The organism is Aeromonas sp. XH (assembly GCF_033348475.1).
Lineage (GTDB): Bacteria > Pseudomonadota > Gammaproteobacteria > Enterobacterales > Aeromonadaceae > Aeromonas > Aeromonas sanarellii.
In genome coordinates this window covers 159,099-174,355 of the sequence record NZ_CP137630.1, presented here as the reverse complement: position 1 = coordinate 174,355, position 15,257 = coordinate 159,099, and the positions used below count along the sequence as shown (strand labels likewise).

Here is a 15,257-nt window from a genome sequence, read left to right as displayed (position 1 = left end):
AGGAATTCTGCTTCATGTCCCTCCCCGCCAAGAACAGCGCCAAACAGCGTGAACAAGACAGAGCCCGCATTCTCACCCTGCTGCTGGCCGACGATGCCCTCACCGACAGCCTGCTCGACCCGCAAGGGGTGCAGGACGCCGAGCTGCGGGATCAGGCTGGCGAACTCACAGCTCTGGTCAACGGGCTACCCGCCGCCGACGTCGCCGATGCGCTGGAGTCGCTGCCGCCCGATGAGCGTCATGCCCTGTGGGCACTGGTGGAGGAGGAGAAACGCGGCCAGATCCTGGTCGAGGCGTCGGAGACGGTATGGGACAGCCTCATCAGCGGCATGAGCGACAAGGAGCTGCTGCACGCCCTGCGCACCCTGGAGATCGACGATCAGATCTATCTGGGCCAGTACCTGCCTCGCAACCTGATGGGGCGGCTGCTCACCTCCATGGCCCCCGATCAGCGCGACCGGGTGCGGGAGGTGATCCGCTACGGCAAGCACACGGTCGGCGCCATGATGGACTTCGAGCTCATCACGGTGCGGGCCGAGGTGAGCCTGGCCACGGTGCAGCGCTACCTGCGCCTGCGCGGCAAGATCCCCGCCAACACCGACAAGCTGTTCGTCACCGACAGGCGCAACCGGCTGCAGGGGGAGCTGCCCCTCACCGCCGTGCTGCTGCACAAGCCGGAGACTCGAGTGGGGGACGTGATGGAGAAGAACCCCGTCACCTTCGATCCGGAAGACAACGACGAGGCGGCGGCCCGTACCTTCGAGCGGGACGATCTCGTCTCCGCCGCCGTGGTGGATGCCAGGGGCAAGCTGATGGGCCGGCTCACCGTCGCCGAGGTGGTGGATCTGGTCTATGAGGAGAGCGACACCGACCTGCGCCGCATGGGGGGGATCAGCGAAGAAGAAGACGTGTTCGCGCCCGTCTCCAAGGCGGTCAAGACCCGCTGGGCCTGGCTCGCCCTCAACCTCTGCACCGCCTTCGTGGCCTCCCGGGTCATAGGCCTGTTCGAGCACAGCATCTCGCAACTGGTGGCGCTGGCGGCCCTGATGCCCATAGTCGCGGGGATCGGCGGCAACACAGGCAACCAGACCATCACCATGATAGTGCGGGCCCTGGCGCTGCAGCACATCCAGACCGGCAACGTCTCCTTCCTGCTGTGGCGCGAGCTGGGGGTGGCCCTGATCAACGGCCTGGTGTGGGGCGGCACCATGGGGGTCGCCACCTACTTCCTCTATCAGGATGCGGCGCTCGGCGCCGTGATGACGCTCGCCATGATGCTCAACCTGCTGGTGGCGGCCCTGATGGGGGTCATCATCCCCATGACCATGAGCCGGCTAGGGCGCGACCCTGCGGTGGGGGCCAGCGTGATGATCACCGCCATCACGGACACCGGCGGCTTCTTCATCTTCCTCGGCCTGGCCACCCTGTTCCTGCTCTGAATCCGGTCTGCGATAAAAAGGGAGCCGCTATGGCTCCCTTTTTCCATCAGAAGGTCAGTCACACCCGGTACGGCTCCACCGCCCGATTCAGCAGCCTGGCCTGCTCGCTCAAGCCCTGGCTGGAGCTGGCGTTGTCTTCCGCCATCTGGCTCGACGCCTGGGCGATGTCGCGGATACTGCTGACGTTGCGGTTCACCTCGTTGGCCACCAGGCTCTGCTGCTCGATGGCGGCGGCGATCTGGGTGCTCATATCCATGATACGGGTGACATCTTCCGTTATCTGGCCGAGCAGCCCGCCGGCCACCCTCGCCTGCTGCGCGCTCTGGTCGCCCTGCTCCCGGCAGAGCGCCATCCTGGCCACTATGCTGTCGGTCTGCTGCTGCAGGGAGTGGATGATGACGGCGATCTCCTGGGTCGACTGCTGGGTACGGATGGCGAGGCTGCGCACCTCGTCCGCCACCACGGCGAAACCGCGACCCTGCTCCCCCGCCCGCGCCGCCTCGATGGCCGCATTGAGGGCCAGCAGGTTCGTCTGATCGGCGATGCCGCGGATCACCCCCAGCACCGAGCCTATGGTCTCGCTCTCCTGCTGCAACCGGGCCACCTCGCCGGACGCCTGCTCCAGCTGGATCGCCAGAGCGTGGATCTGGTTGACGGTCTGCTCGACCGCGCCACGCCCCTCGCTGGCCTTGTGGTTGGTGGCCGCGGCATCGCTGGCGGCCTGTTCGGTGTTGCGGGCTATCTCCTCTATGGTGGAACCCATCTCGGTGGAGGCGGTCGCCACCTGATCCGTCTCCAGCAGCTGGCGCTGGGCCCCCTCGCTGGTGCGGCGCACATTGTCAGAGAGGTGATCCGCCGCCCCGGTCAGGGTGTTCACGCTCTGTTTCACGTCCCCTATCAGATGGCGGAAGCCATCCAGCATCACATCGAGATTGCCCGCCAGCTGCGCCATCTCGTCATCCCCCTTCAGGGCGATGCGCAGGCGCAGGTCGTTGTCCCGGCGGATGCGGTTGACGGTGTCATTGACCCGCGCGATGGGCCTGTCGATGCTGCGGCCCAGCAGCACGCTCATAAAACCGATGGCCAGGATGATCAGGGCGCCACAGGCCAGCATCAGCCGGTTGAAGCCCTTGGTCTGGCGGGCCAGCTCATCGGCGACCTGCTGGCTGGCGCCCTTGAGGGCCTGCTCGGCCTGCTGCACCAGGGTGTGCATTTGGCCGCGCAGTCCGGACGTCTCCTTCAGCCCCAGCACCTGCATGCCCTGCACCAGGGCGACGAAATCCTGCCGGTACTGCTCGCTGGCCTGCTCCAGCTCGTTGCGCTGCGCCTGTGGCAGGCCGCCGAGCCCCTGCTGGAAGGCGGCATGCAGGGTCTGGAAACGCTCGAGGTACTGGATGTCCGAGCGCAGCATGAAGTCCTTCTCCGCGCGCCTCAGCTGCAGCATGGTGATGAGCAGAGTCTGCTGATCCTGCGCCTTGAGTGCCTCTTCCACCTTGTGCACCGCCGCCCTCAACCGGCCATAGAGGCCATCCTCCGGCCCCAGCCCTATCTTCTGCTGCTGGGCCACCAGCTCGTTGAAGGCCTTGCCATAGGCACCGAACTGGCGATCCAGGCCCGTCAACCCGGCCCGGGCGTTGCCCAGGCGATCGTCCGCCTCCAGGGTCTGCTCCAGGGAGTGCACATCCGCCAGCACGGCGTTGAACCGGTCGACGTCGGCCGGATCCTTGTGCAGCAAGAAGTCCTGCTCGGCCCCCCTCAGTTGCAACATGGCGCGTTCGAATGCATCGACGCTGCGCTGCGCCTCCATCATGTGCCGACTCTCCTGGCTGGCGTAGAAGAAGAGCCCGCTCAGGGTCAGCATGGCCGTGGCAACCAGGGCGGTATTCAATATCAACTTGTGGCGGATCAGCACGATAAACCTCTGGGGATCTGGGGGTGGACTGCATCGATCGCGGGCAGAATACGTTATCCATATGTCCGTTCAAGGAATATTCATTGAAATGCCAACCCCACTCCTTATACTGGATCCACCTGTTTCCAGCGGTGGATCTGACACAATGGAATACAACACTTCAGAACTGTGCGACATCTATCAGGACATGGTGGATGTGCTCGAACCCATGCTCTGCTCCTTCGGCGGCCGCGCCTCTTTCGGCGGCGTCATCACCACGGTCAAATGCTTCGAATCAAACGGCCTGATCCGTGAACTGGTCAAGGAGAACGGCGCCGGTCGCGTGCTGCTGATCGACGGCGGCGGCTCCATGCGCCGCGCCCTGATCGACAGCGAGATCGCCACCACGGCGGCGGAGAACGAGTGGGAAGGGATCGTCTGCTACGGCTGCGTGCGTGAGGTCGACATTCTGGAAGACTTGGATATCGGCATTCAGGCGCTGGCTGCCATTCCGGTGGGTGCCGACAGCAAGGATATCGGGGAGACCGACCTGCCGGTCAACTTCGGCGGCGTTACCTTCCTGCCAGACGATCACCTCTACGCCGATACCACAGGGGTAATCCTCTCCCCCGATGCCCTCGACATCGAGTAAGCGGACACAGACTGAAGATGGGAGCCCTGGCTCCCATTTTTTATGGCCGAGCTCAGTCTGCAAGGGTCTGAAAAAGAACAAAAAAGAGGGCCAGTAAACTACTGGCCCCTTAACTGGAAGCAATGTGAGCAATGTCGTGCCTTCACAAGAAGTCCATCACGTTGGAACAAATGAAGTCTTTCCCGGAAAACAAGGTAACAATAATCATTCTCATTTAACTGTGCAAGCCTTATTTGCAAGAAATGCGAAAAAAATGACCACCCCAGGGTGGTCATCCTCCATCAGGCTTGACGGGCCGCGGTTTGCAGGCCGGCCAATCCGGCCTCGCCCACCAGCTTGCGGCTGAGATAACGCAGCAGCACGCCGTAGAGCGGCACAAACAACCCCAGGCTTATCAGCAGCTTGAACACGTAGTCCACGGTCGCTATCTCGACCCAGTGCTCGGCCATGAAGGGATCCGTGCTGCGCCAGAAGGCGATGCTGAAGAAGGCGATGGTGTCCACCAGGTTGCCGAACAGGGTGGAAGCCGCTGGCGCCACCCACCAGGCTTTCAGCAGGCGCAGGCGGTTGAATACCACCACGTCCATGAACTGGCCCACCAGATAGGCCATAAAGCTGGCTAACGCGATCCGGGCAACAAAGAGATTGAACTCCGCCAGGTTGCCCACCCCCTGGAAACTGCCCTCGAAGAAGAGCACCGAGAGCACGTAGGATACGGTCAATGCCGGCAGCATCACGGTCTGGATGATCCTGCGCGCCAGGCCGGCGCCGAAGATCCGCACCGTCAGATCCGTGGCCAGGAAGATGAACGGGAAGCTGAAGGCGCCCCAGGTGGTGTGGAAGCCAAAGATGGTGATCGGCAGCTGCACCAGGTAGTTGCTGCCGGCGATGATCAGGATGTGGAACAACGAGAGACGCATCAGTGCCGTCTGGTACTGAGCCGGAGTCAGGTTCATATTGTGACCTTTTTGGTTAATGGGGTTAGGGAACCCATATCGCCACCATGGCGATAATCGAGGGGCGCGATTATACGCCCCAATACCGATAGTTCAATCTTTATGCTGTCGCGCTGGCTCGCCACGGCAGTCGCCAAAGGACGACGTCATGGGCTCCGCCAGCCACGGCTCACCCTTTATGCCGTCGGCCCAGCCAGAGCACGACCTCGCCATCGGCGGGGTGCACAGCCGTCAGCCAGCAGCCGCTGTGATGTTCATACTCCAGCCGCAGCCGGCTGCCTTCGAACTCCAGCAGCCAGCCGTGGCGATCGGCGCCCCACTCCCGCTCGATCGCCGCCAGCTCCCACTCCCGCAGCAGCCCCTCGGCCAGGGCCGGAAAGTTGTCCCAGTCAAGGCCCGGGCAATCCAGCATCAGCACGCCAGCGCCCTCATCAATGCCCACCACTTGCCAGTTCATCTCTTTCATCCGGGTCCTCAACTGCTGCAAGAGAGCTCGCCGCCGCAATACCATGCCGGTTGCGGAGTAGCGAGATCCTCGTATTCGGGCTGCTCTGCATAGGGCTGCTGCAGGGCCGCAAACAGCCGCTCGAACGGCGCCATCTCACCTCCCTCGGCAGCCTCTATCACCCGCTGGGCCAGGGCGTTGCGCAGCACATACTTGGGGTTGACGGCATCCATGCGCGCCTTGCGCGCCCCATCCTCGCTCCCTTCCCTGGCCAGGCGCGCCCGATAGGTTTCGAGCCATTCCTGCCAGGCGGCCGGGTCCGGCAACAGCGCCAGCAGAGCGGTGGGCCAGGTCCCTTGTACGGTCAGCTCCCCGAGCCTTCGCAGGAAGAGGTGGTAATCCACCCCGTGCACCGCCAGCAGCCGGAACAGCTCGCGGAACAGGGCAGGATCCTGATCCTCCCAGCTCGCCAGTCCCAGTTTTTCGCGCATCAACTCGGAGTAGTGCAGCATCAGCTGGTGTTCATACTGGGCCAGGGCCGCCGCCAGGGCGTCGCCATCCACATGACCGGCCAGCGCCTGGGCCAGCTTCTGCAGGTTCCAGTACCCCACCGCCGGCTGCTGATCCAGCGCATAGCGACCGCCCGGATCCGAGTGGTTGCAGACGAAGTCCGGCACATAGGCGTCGATGAAACCGTAGGGGCCGTAATCCAGGGTCAGGCCGAGCAGGGACATGTTGTCTGTGTTCATCACTCCGTGGCAGAACCCCGCCGCCTGCCACTTGGCGATGAGGCGCGCGGTGCGCCGCACCACCTCGGCGAACAGCTCTGCGCCATCGGTCAGCTCGGGGAAGTGGTGACGCAGCGCATAGTCGATCAGCAAGGGGATCTTCTCCCCCTGACCGCTCCAGGCGAAATACTCGACGTGGCCAAAGCGCAGGTGGCTGGGTGCGGTGCGCAGCACGGTCGCCCCCGTCTCGACCTGCTCCCGGTAGACCGGCTCCTGGCTCCCCACCAGCACCAAGGCGCGGGTGGTGGGGATGCCGAGGGCATGCAGCGCCTCGGAGGCGAGGTATTCGCGAATGCTGGAGCGCAGCACGGCGCGGCCGTCGCCGAAACGGGAGAAGGGGGTCTTGCCCGCTCCCTTGAGATGCAGGTCCCAGCGGCTGCCATCCGGCGCCGCTTGCTCCCCCAGCAGCAACGCCCGGCCATCGCCGAGGCGGGGGCTGTAGCCGCCGAACTGGTGGCCCGCATAGACCTGGGCCACCGGCTGCATGCCGGACAGGGGCTGCCCCAGACCACAGCAGGCCAGCCAATCGGCCGCGCTGACCCGGTCCAGTCCCAGCTCCCGCAGCAGCCCCTGGTTGAGGTGCAGCAACCTGGGCTCATGCAGGGGCTGGGGCGCGACGGGCTCGCAGGCCCAGGGCAGCTCGGTGGCGAAAGTGTTGATCAGCTTCATGGTGATGGGGGTTGTCCCTGCGTATGCTCGTGTCACCTTTATACCGCCGCCAGCCCCTTGAGGCTAACAGGCGATCGCGATTATTCATTTCAAGGAGAAGAAGATGCCAAAGTGGGTCTATACCCTGCCCCTGCTGGCGCTGACCTGGGGACATCAGGTCAAGGCCGCCGACATCGACGCGGGCAAGGCCAAGGCGGCGGTCTGTGCCGCCTGCCACGGCGTGGATGGCAAGGCGAGCGTGCCCGTCTATCCCCACCTGGCTGGCCAGAATGCCGCCTATCTGGTGAAACAGCTGAAGGCCTTCAAGGATGGCAGCCGCAAGGAGCCCCTGATGGTGCCCTTTATGGCGGCCCTGACCGAGGCGGACATGGAGAACCTGGCAGCCTATTACGCCAGCCTGAAGTAGCCTGGCGACGCCCTATCCCCGATGCGGTCGATTACGCTGCGCTAATCGACCCTACCGCCGGCAGTAGTCGATGATAAGGTCCATAAAGGCCTCACCGAAGCGTTCCAGCTTGCGGTGACCGACGCCGTTGACCGCCAGCATCTCGTCTTCGGTCATCGGCATGAGCTGCGCCATCTCCACCAGGGTGGCGTCGTTGAACACCACGTAGGGCGGCACCGCCTCCTCCTCGGCAATCTGCTTGCGCAGGGCGCGCAGCTCCTTGAACAGCCGCTTGTCGTAGTTGGCGCTGTCGAGCAGACCGTTGCGCTTCTCCTTGCGGCTGGAGATGGGCTGCAGACGCGGCACAGCCAGAGCCAGCTTCACCTCGCCGCGCAGCACGGGGCGGGCCGCCTCGGTGAGCTGCAGCACCAGATTGCGGGTGATGTTCTGGGTCAAGAGCCCCTTGTGGATCAGCTGGCGGATGACGCTCATCCAGTACTCGTGGCTCTGATCCTTGCCGATGCCGTAGGTGGAGAGCTTGTCGTGGCCGTGATCCTTGATGCGCTGGTTGAGCGAGCCGCGCAGCACCTCGACCACGTAGCCCACCCCGAAGGCCTGCCCCACCCGCCAGACGCAGGAGAGCGCCTTCTGGGCATCTTCGGTGCCGTCATAGCTCTGGGGCGGATCGAGGCAGATGTCGCAGTTACCGCACGGCTTGTCGTTGTACTCGCCGAAGTAGTTGAGCAGCACCTGGCGCCGGCAGGTCTGTGCCTCGGCGAAGGCCGCCATCACGTTGAGCTTGTACTGCTCCACCTGCAACTGCTGGGGGTTTTCGATGTTGTCGAGCAGGCGCCGCACCCGGCCGATGTCGGCGGGATCGTAGAGCAGCAACGCCTCGGCCGGGGTGCCGTCACGCCCGGCGCGGCCGGTCTCCTGATAGTAGGACTCGATGTTCTTGGGGATGTCGTAGTGCACCACGAAGCGCACATTCGGCTTGTCGATGCCCATACCGAACGCCACCGTCGCCACCACGATTTCGATGTCGTCCTTGAGGAAGGCCTCCTGGGTCTGCTGGCGCAGCTCCAGCGGCAGGCCAGCGTGGTAGGGGGCCGCCTTGCAGCCGTGGCGGGAGAGCCGCTCGGCCACCTCCTCCACCCGGTTGCGGCTGGAGCAGTAAACGATGCCGCAGTTGCCCTTCTGGCTCTGCACATAGCGCAGCAGCTGTTCCGCCGCCTTGAACTTCTCCACCAGGCTGTAGCGGATATTGGGCCGGTCGAAGCTGGCGGTGTGGATAAAGGGATCGCTCAGTTCCAACCGGTGCAGCATATCGCTGCGGGTCGCCTCGTCGGCGGTGGCGGTGAGCGCCACCACGGGTACCTGGGGGAACCACTGCTTGAGCCGCCCCAGCGCCGCGTATTCCGGCCGAAAATCGTGGCCCCACTGGGAGACGCAGTGAGCCTCGTCGATGGCGAACAGGCCGAGCGGCAGCTCCGCCAGCCGATCCATGAATTCGTGTTGCAGCAGCCGCTCGGGGGAGACGTAGACGATCTTTATCTCGCCGCGGCGCATGGCGGCGAAGTTCTGGATCATCTCCTCCCGGCTCAGGGCCGAGTTGATGTAGACCGCTGCCACCCCGTTGGCGCGCAGACTGTCCACCTGATCCTTCATCAGCGAGATAAGCGGCGAGACGACCACCCCCAGGCCGGGGCGCAGCAGCGCCGGGATCTGGTAGCAGAGGGACTTGCCGCCACCGGTGGGCTTGAGTACCAGGGCATCGCGCCCCGCCACTATCTGCTCGATGATCTCGAGCTGGCCCGGCCTGAATTGCTGATAGCCAAACACCGCCTGCAGCAGGGCAAGGGGGGTATCGGGCAAGGTATCGGCAATCGCGGTCATGGGCTCTCCTTTGGGGTCGCCATTCTAAAGCAGCCGCCGCTCACAATAAACCTGGCATTGCGACTGTTAAGGAAGTGTTGCAGACTGGCTGGAGTTTTTACTCGGCTTTGATGACAGGGATCGGACTCAGAGAATGAAACAGATGCTCAAGAAGATGGCGCTCAGTGGCATTGCCAACCTGTTCGCCGAGAAGATGCCCTTCAACAAGCTGATCGGCATGCAGGTGACCCACTACGACTTCGACAGGGTGGAGCTGCGCATCAGGATGGAGGAGAAGCTGGTCGGCAACCCCTTCCACAACATCCTGCACGGCGGCGTCACCGCCAGCCTGCTGGATGTGGCCGGCGGCATGATAGTGGCGGCCTCCTGCATCGACGAGCTGGAGGACTTCTCCCCCAGCTACCTCAAGGAGCGCTTCTCCCGCCTCGGCACCATAGACCTGCGGGTGGACTACCTGCGCCCGGGGCGCGGCAACGAGTTCATCGCCACCGCCCACATCATCCGGGCCGGCAGCAAGGTGGCCGTCGCCCGTATGGAACTGCACAACGAAGAAGGGACCCACATCGCCTTCGGTACCGGCACCTACCTGGTCGGCTAGTGGCCTTTATTGAATAAAAAGTGCGCTTCTAAGCCGATTTTAATCATTAGAATTGCTACCCCCCTCCGTCGGCCAAGGTCCATACTGAAAGTCGGGATTCTGTGCAGAGGGAGGATTGCAGACGATGAGCGCGACACTGGCTACCCAACCATCCAGAGCCTTGTTGACACAGCTCGAGGCCATGCGCGAACAGGTGCAGACGCCTGAGTGTCGTCACTGGTTGGAACAGGAGCTGGAGGGGTATTCTCTCTGTTCACCCCTGCCCTGGTATCGCATCATTGCCTGTCGGCAACGCGGTCACTTCCTGAATCTGAAGACGGGAAAATATCTGACTTGCCACATCGGCAGCCAAACGCTAAGCCAACGCGACCTGGCCCAAGTTCAGTTCATCTATGCCCGTGAACCCGCCGCCCACTATTTGCTGCGTCATGATTCCCATATCGAGCCCTGGCCAGAACAACTGCTGGAAGCGTATCGAGAGCAGTTGATCCCCGGCCATCTCTGCCTGCAAGCCTGGCATGAGCCCGTGTCTTCGTTGCGCTCACAACTGGTGGAGGGTCTCGAACACTTCATCAGCGAGTACCCCAAGCATGCGGCTCTGCAAACTCAACACGGCTTCAAGGCATTGCGCCATCAACACTGGCATATCTGATCACGCGCCTGGCGCGCAAGGAGGGCACCATCGACAAGACCCACAACGAGATTGCCACAATCTAGAGTGCCGGAGTCAGGATCAGACTCCACCCGTGGGGCCACCGAGCGGTGGCCCTTTTAATTGGGCGCCATGCCCCGTCCATCTCCCCGCCATTCAGACACGCCAGTCAGTGCCGAATATCCAACTGCACGCGATGCGGCCCTTGGTGGAGAGCTGTCAGCAAGACCCCAGGTCCGGGACAGCATCACCCCATGTTCCCCACGATCCCTGCAGACAGGCTGCCATGGGGGTGAACCGCCTCAGAGCGACAAGATGACGGCAGGCACCGACTCCCACAAGCCGCCGGCTGGCGCGCTGGTGCCTCATCTTGTCGAAGCTCGCCGATGCTCTGCCAACCCGGCTCCCTCACGTCTGGCCGTCCGTATGCCGGCCACAAGACACCAGCAGCAGCCCTGCCCCCTGTCTGACCGCACAGTGGCAAGGCACCGAGCAGGTGCTGCCAAACCCACCACATACAACCACCGCCTTGCCCGCCAGATTAAAAAGAGGGCCCAGCTTGCGCCGGGCCCTCGCTGGACACCTTGTGTGCGGCCTCTTTACGGCCCGGTACACAGGTAGTTGTTGTTGTACTGGTCAAGCGACGTGGCGAGGTTGTTCGCCTCGGTCGCAAATTGACCCTTCTTCGGATAATCCCCCATCCCGGTGAAGCTCACCGCATAGCTCGGCGGTGCGCCATCGAGGATGGCCTGGCCAGCAACCATAGCCGTGGCCGCATTCGGGCACACACCGGCCCCGGCCTGTGCGTTCAGCTTCGCGGCAAGCAGTTGCGCCGCCATGTTGAACGCCGGATCGCTCGACTTCTGCTTGCCGCTCCCGACATCCTGCTTGCTCAGGATACGTACGGCCTCCTGGCAGGTATCCACGAACAGGTTGCCGATGTAGACTCCGCCACCGGCGAAGGAGGCCAGCGTCTGGTCAAGCACGGGGTTCTGTTTGCCATTGGATTTGGCGCAGGACGCCCAGTTCCGCCAGAAACCGATGGTCAATGCACGACCCCCTGGGGGCGGTGTGTTGTCGATCCTGAACACCTTGGTTTCGCCCGGACCCACCTCGAAGTCGCCACAGAGTATGCTGTTGTCGACATTCGGGTTGATGACGACACCATCCGGTGGCATGAAGGCATTCGGCACGAAGGTTCCGAAGTTGGTGAGCCACCCCGGACCCACGATCTCGCAGATCTGGTAGGTCTGGCCGGGGATGAGCTCCTGCGTAAACGCCAGGGTGCCGCCGTTCCCGGCATTGGCCGACATCGACTCCAGAGTCTCGCCGATGGAGAAGGTAGTAGCCCCCTGCCGCAGCACGAAGGTGAACGAGTAGCTGCCCAGATCGCCGCTGCCGTTCAAGGTCTTGAGGACCTGTGCCCTGCCGCGTTCCCGGTTCAGGAACGAGCAGGAGAAGACCTTGCCTGCATCCTCCGGATAGTCGACCGTGAAGTCGCAGACCTTGTCCTGGATCGGTGAGTCCGGATTGGCCGAAATCAGATCCCAGCCCGCCTTGGTGGTCTCCACGACCGTGTAGGTACCCTCGGTCATGAGCAGCAGGTCACCACCGCCCCCCTGGAAGGTACCGTAACCCGCACCCGCGCCGACTTCTTGCGTGCTCAGCAGCGCGCCGCCCGGACCATACAGCTTGAAGGTCCAGTAGTAGTCGTCATCCGAGCTTTCCAGCGCCGGCTCCGTGGTCTTCTCCACCTGTGCCTTGGCAGGCTCGTCCGTCGGCTCGTTCTGGAAGTCGACGGTTGCCGAGCAACGGGTCGCCATGCCGTCTTCGAGCTGGAGGTTCACCGTCCTGGGATTCGGGTACACCGTTGGATCGCGCGGATCGGCCAGACCGATGGGAACGCCCGTGTCGCTGCCGGCGGCGAAGAACATGCTGCCCTGCTCCTCGACGTAATAGGTGTCGGGAACCAGGCCCCATGCCGTGACGGACTGCGTCGTCGCGCCACCGCCCGTGAAGGTGATGACCTTGGTCTTGCTGAATGTGCCATCATTGGCGCGGGTAATGTGGAACGTTATCTCGAGCTTCTCGCCCGTATCCAGGAAGCTGGGGATGCTCTTCTCGATGGTGAGTTTGGCCTTGGCCGAGGAGGCGATCGGGATCTGCAGCTCGTCGGTGCTGGCTGCGAATCCGTCCGACGCGGTCAGGTAGGCGGTATCTCTCAATACGCCTGTCGTGACCCGCTTGGGATCATCGAGGTAGACCTCCTTGTTGAAGGTAATGGAACCGCTGTCTGTCTGGCCTGTCACCTGCCACCCTACCACGCCATCCGTCTTGTCGCCCGCGAGGTAGCCGTCCAGGAAGCCGCCGAGTGACGGTGTTGCGACTGAATAGGTCAGGCCATCGCCGTCGATCTCCTCCACGTCCTTGATGGTCGTCGAAGCATTGGTGATGGCGCCCTGCTGGATCTGGGCGTCCGCGACCGCCGTCGTCGTGCCCGGCACCGCGATGCCGGTTGCCTTGTCCGTATAGACTCCTGACACCTCGTTGTGCAGCCAGTCGCCGACCTTGCCCGCCGTGGCCGCATCGAATTCGACCGTGAATTCGGCGACCATGCCGTTGAAGCCGGGGGCGAGGTCGAACGGACCCTCATTGTAGGTGCCCAGCAAGGTGCCACTGTTGTTCGAGCCCTTATAGAGCTTGTCCGTCAAGTCGATGGTGATGGTGCGCGCGGCCGGGTTCTTCGCGTTCAGCACTATGTTGACCGCGACCTTGCCGCCGATGACCTCCGCCTTGGTCCAGGTCACCGTGATCTGGACGGGCAGGGATGCCGGCGCGTCACTGCGACAGACGTTGCCGAAGTCCAGAGTATCTTCGGTTCCCTTGGAGATATTCCAGGTCTGCTCCGCCCCCTGGTGAGCCGTCATCGTCTTGGATATTTCCTGCGGTTCGATCTCCTTGACGGGGATCGACACATCCCGTGCGCCAGCGCCCCCCGTGCCGAGATCCTCGGCCAGGAGATTGGCGTGCAGCGACGAGCCCGGGAACAGGTGCGACCCCAGGGCCAGCCGGCCGTAGTAGTCGTAAACGCAGGTGGTGTTTTTCGCCTGAGTGACCGTGATCAGCCGGTAAATCGAGACGTCGGTTCCGCCGATGCCGGGATCCAATGGCGTTTGCTGTGTCGATTGGGCCGCCACGCAGGATGCGCTCGACTTGCCCACATTCAGCACGGGGGCCGACAGGATGTCATATCCGGGTTTGCCTGCATCCTCGTTGTCCAGTACCACCCCCAGGGTGTACTGCTGGTTGGCCGGGGCCGAGTTGCCGGCCTGCAGCGTGATGCGGTAAGGAACGAGGTCGAGTTCGTTCCACGTCTTGCCTAGGTTGCCTGTGGTGTAGTCCTCGTCGGGGCAGATGAAGGGGCCGCCATCGGGGAAGGTGAAGCTCGCATCTTTGCGGCAGCCCTCCAGCGTAGTCTGAACCCCAACGGGGTCGGCGGCCTGTGCTGGCGTCGTGCCGAGCAGTCCGAGCGTGAGCACGGCCCCCAGCATAGTCGCCCATCGTTTACTGACGAACATGTCGATCTCTCCTTGACGTTGTCCTCGTGTGGCCGGGTGGCGCCGATCAACACGGACACCTGCGACCGCCTGTCGTCATGACGAGAGCGATGGAGCAAGCCATATGCCAGCGGGTGGAGAGTGAAAAAACAAGGGGTTACAGGAACTGATGCCGAGACCTGTCACAGGCCTGAAACAGGGGGCCCCCCGCAACCCGTCATGGGGAACGGCAATGCGTTGATAAATAAACCAAACGAACCAGGCACACACTGTATCGGGATTGATACTGGGGAGGAGAAGAAGGGGGCGAAGAGGGCATGCCCACCAGAACTGGAAGGCCGGAAAAGCACAAGGGCCTAGCCGAAGCTAAGCCCTTGTTGAATTTGGTCGGTGTGAGAGGATTCGAACCTCCGACCCCTTCGTCCCGAACGAAGTGCGCTACCAAGCTGCGCTACACACCGATGTCTGCGGGGCGAGAATTTACCGAAAGCCCCGACCCGACACAAGCCTTTTTTTGCATTCACATCAAAAAAATGGCTTTCCGCTCAACAATTCAGCGCATCGAGGAAAAAACGAGCGCGACCGTCCTCCTGCGACGTCATCACGCCTGCGGCGGCACCTGGAACTCGGCCGGCCCCAGCAGACGCCGGCGCCAGTCCGCCACCACACCATGCTCCAGCCAATGAGCCGCATGCTGGCGCCAGTTGGGAGAGAGGGCAGGATTCTCCAGCAGCAGTTTCAGATCCTCCTCGTTGCGGGTCTGGTTGAACAGGATGTCGGCGGTGCGCTTCACCGTCAGCTCGGGGTAGGGCCTGTCCACCAATACCAGCTCGGCCTGGGGGGCCACCCTTCCCTCTTCCAGCACCCGCAGCAGCCAGCCGCAGCGACCATTGAGCTGCATCACCTGGGACAGCTGACCATAACCGAAGCGCTGGTTGAGCTTGAAACAGGGGGATCTCGGCTGGCTGATCTGGATCAGAGCCTCACCGAGACGATAGACATCGCCGATGCAGGCCTGCGTCTCGCCGAGCCCCAGGCCAGAGAGATTCTCGCCGAAGGCGGCGGGCTGCCAGGGGGTGCGGGGCGCGGGCAGGCCCAGCGCGGTTTGCCAGGTCTTCCACCAGGGGTAGTGATCAGCGGGGTAGTAATGGAGAGCCCGCTCCGGACCGCCGTGGTGGCGCCGGTCGCTCTGCTCATCCCCGCGAAGGCCGAGGAAGCCGCACCACAGGGGTGTGTCGACAGGCTGCTTGTGGATGGCGCTGACGAGGCCGGGAGCCTGTTCGGGGTTCAGTTCGGCGCTCTGGCCGATAAAGAGGGAGATCCGCATTC

At 63.2% G+C, this 15,257-nt stretch carries 12 protein-coding genes and 1 tRNA gene; 5 read left to right on the top strand and 8 right to left on the bottom strand.

Annotated elements, in window-relative coordinates:
• The first annotated feature begins 14 nt into the window (after positions 1–14).
• Positions 15–1,439, top strand: coding sequence for a magnesium transporter (mgtE, locus tag R2B70_RS00785; protein WP_318162399.1), 1,425 nt, complete (start codon positions 15–17; stop codon positions 1,437–1,439).
• 58 nt (positions 1,440–1,497) lie between these two features.
• Here mgtE and R2B70_RS00780 read toward each other — a convergent pair whose 3' ends face one another.
• Entirely contained in the window at positions 1,498–3,351 is a 1,854-nt protein-coding gene (locus R2B70_RS00780) for a methyl-accepting chemotaxis protein (RefSeq protein ID WP_318162398.1), read from the bottom strand.
• A gap of 145 nt (positions 3,352–3,496) precedes the next feature.
• Here R2B70_RS00780 and rraA point away from each other — a divergent pair, with 145 nt between their 5' ends.
• A complete protein-coding gene (gene rraA, locus R2B70_RS00775) occupies positions 3,497–3,982 on the top strand; it encodes a ribonuclease E activity regulator RraA (protein WP_042077135.1) in 486 nt (161 codons plus the stop codon).
• Positions 3,983–4,263: 281 nt separating this feature from the next.
• On the opposite strand, the gene R2B70_RS00770 is transcribed toward rraA, so the two are convergent.
• The 3 genes from R2B70_RS00770 to R2B70_RS00760 all read right to left on the bottom strand — a co-directional run bounded on the left by R2B70_RS00770 (position 4,264) and on the right by R2B70_RS00760 (position 6,840).
• Entirely contained in the window at positions 4,264–4,938 is a 675-nt protein-coding gene (locus tag R2B70_RS00770) for a 7-cyano-7-deazaguanine/7-aminomethyl-7-deazaguanine transporter (RefSeq protein WP_318162397.1), read from the bottom strand.
• A gap of 169 nt (positions 4,939–5,107) precedes the next feature.
• Positions 5,108–5,395: a DUF3630 family protein gene (locus tag R2B70_RS00765; protein ID WP_042077132.1), complete on the bottom strand. Its 288-nt coding sequence runs from the start codon at positions 5,393–5,395 to the stop codon at positions 5,108–5,110.
• Between the two features lie 17 nt (positions 5,396–5,412).
• Positions 5,413–6,840, bottom strand: coding sequence for a protein adenylyltransferase SelO (locus R2B70_RS00760; protein WP_318162396.1), 1,428 nt, complete (start codon positions 6,838–6,840; stop codon positions 5,413–5,415).
• Between the two features lie 103 nt (positions 6,841–6,943).
• On the opposite strand from R2B70_RS00760, the gene R2B70_RS00755 reads away from it, so the two are divergent.
• Entirely contained in the window at positions 6,944–7,246 is a 303-nt protein-coding gene (locus R2B70_RS00755) for a cytochrome c (RefSeq protein ID WP_318162395.1), read from the top strand.
• A 51-nt stretch (positions 7,247–7,297) separates the two neighbouring features.
• Here the strand turns inward: R2B70_RS00755 and recQ are convergent, their stop codons facing one another.
• Positions 7,298–9,121: an ATP-dependent DNA helicase RecQ gene (gene recQ, locus R2B70_RS00750; protein ID WP_318162394.1), complete on the bottom strand. Its 1,824-nt coding sequence runs from the start codon at positions 9,119–9,121 to the stop codon at positions 7,298–7,300.
• A 133-nt stretch (positions 9,122–9,254) separates the two neighbouring features.
• On the opposite strand from recQ, the gene R2B70_RS00745 reads away from it, so the two are divergent.
• Complete coding sequence (locus R2B70_RS00745; protein WP_042077125.1) at positions 9,255–9,719, top strand: thioesterase family protein; 465 nt, start codon at positions 9,255–9,257, stop codon at positions 9,717–9,719.
• A gap of 124 nt (positions 9,720–9,843) precedes the next feature.
• Positions 9,844–10,371 carry a hypothetical protein gene (locus R2B70_RS00740; protein ID WP_084202773.1) on the top strand — a complete coding sequence of 176 codons (528 nt, stop codon included), beginning with the start codon at positions 9,844–9,846 and terminating at the stop codon, positions 10,369–10,371.
• Between the two features lie 599 nt (positions 10,372–10,970).
• Here the strand turns inward: R2B70_RS00740 and R2B70_RS00735 are convergent.
• From R2B70_RS00735 to R2B70_RS00725, 3 genes are all read right to left on the bottom strand, one after another.
• Positions 10,971–13,949 (bottom strand): hypothetical protein, encoded by a 2,979-nt coding sequence (locus tag R2B70_RS00735; protein WP_318162393.1) that lies wholly within the window; start codon positions 13,947–13,949, stop codon positions 10,971–10,973.
• Between the two features lie 363 nt (positions 13,950–14,312).
• A tRNA-Pro gene (locus R2B70_RS00730) sits at positions 14,313–14,389 on the bottom strand.
• Positions 14,390–14,529: 140 nt separating this feature from the next.
• Positions 14,530–15,255 carry an MOSC domain-containing protein gene (locus R2B70_RS00725; protein WP_219143106.1) on the bottom strand — a complete coding sequence of 242 codons (726 nt, stop codon included), beginning with the start codon at positions 15,253–15,255 and terminating at the stop codon, positions 14,530–14,532.
• Positions 15,256–15,257 lie beyond the last annotated feature (2 nt).

Bases quoted from the DNA above. Each gene is read 5' to 3' on its own strand.
- R2B70_RS00755 (WP_318162395.1), top strand. From the start codon at position 6,944: ATGCCAAAGTGGGTCTATACCCTGCCCCTGCTGGCGCTGACCTGGGGA.
- R2B70_RS00740 (WP_084202773.1), top strand. From the start codon at position 9,844: ATGAGCGCGACACTGGCTACCCAACCATCCAGAGCCTTGTTGACACAG.
- R2B70_RS00765 (WP_042077132.1), bottom strand. From the start codon at position 5,395: ATGAACTGGCAAGTGGTGGGCATTGATGAGGGCGCTGGCGTGCTGATG.
- recQ (WP_318162394.1), bottom strand. From the start codon at position 9,121: ATGACCGCGATTGCCGATACCTTGCCCGATACCCCCCTTGCCCTGCTG.
- R2B70_RS00770 (WP_318162397.1), bottom strand. From the start codon at position 4,938: ATGAACCTGACTCCGGCTCAGTACCAGACGGCACTGATGCGTCTCTCG.
- R2B70_RS00725 (WP_219143106.1), bottom strand. From the start codon at position 15,255: ATGCGGATCTCCCTCTTTATCGGCCAGAGCGCCGAACTGAACCCCGAA.
- mgtE (WP_318162399.1), top strand. From the start codon at position 15: ATGTCCCTCCCCGCCAAGAACAGCGCCAAACAGCGTGAACAAGACAGA.
- rraA (WP_042077135.1), top strand. From the start codon at position 3,497: ATGGAATACAACACTTCAGAACTGTGCGACATCTATCAGGACATGGTG.
- R2B70_RS00745 (WP_042077125.1), top strand. From the start codon at position 9,255: ATGAAACAGATGCTCAAGAAGATGGCGCTCAGTGGCATTGCCAACCTG.
- R2B70_RS00735 (WP_318162393.1), bottom strand. From the start codon at position 13,949: ATGTTCGTCAGTAAACGATGGGCGACTATGCTGGGGGCCGTGCTCACG.
- R2B70_RS00760 (WP_318162396.1), bottom strand. From the start codon at position 6,840: ATGAAGCTGATCAACACTTTCGCCACCGAGCTGCCCTGGGCCTGCGAG.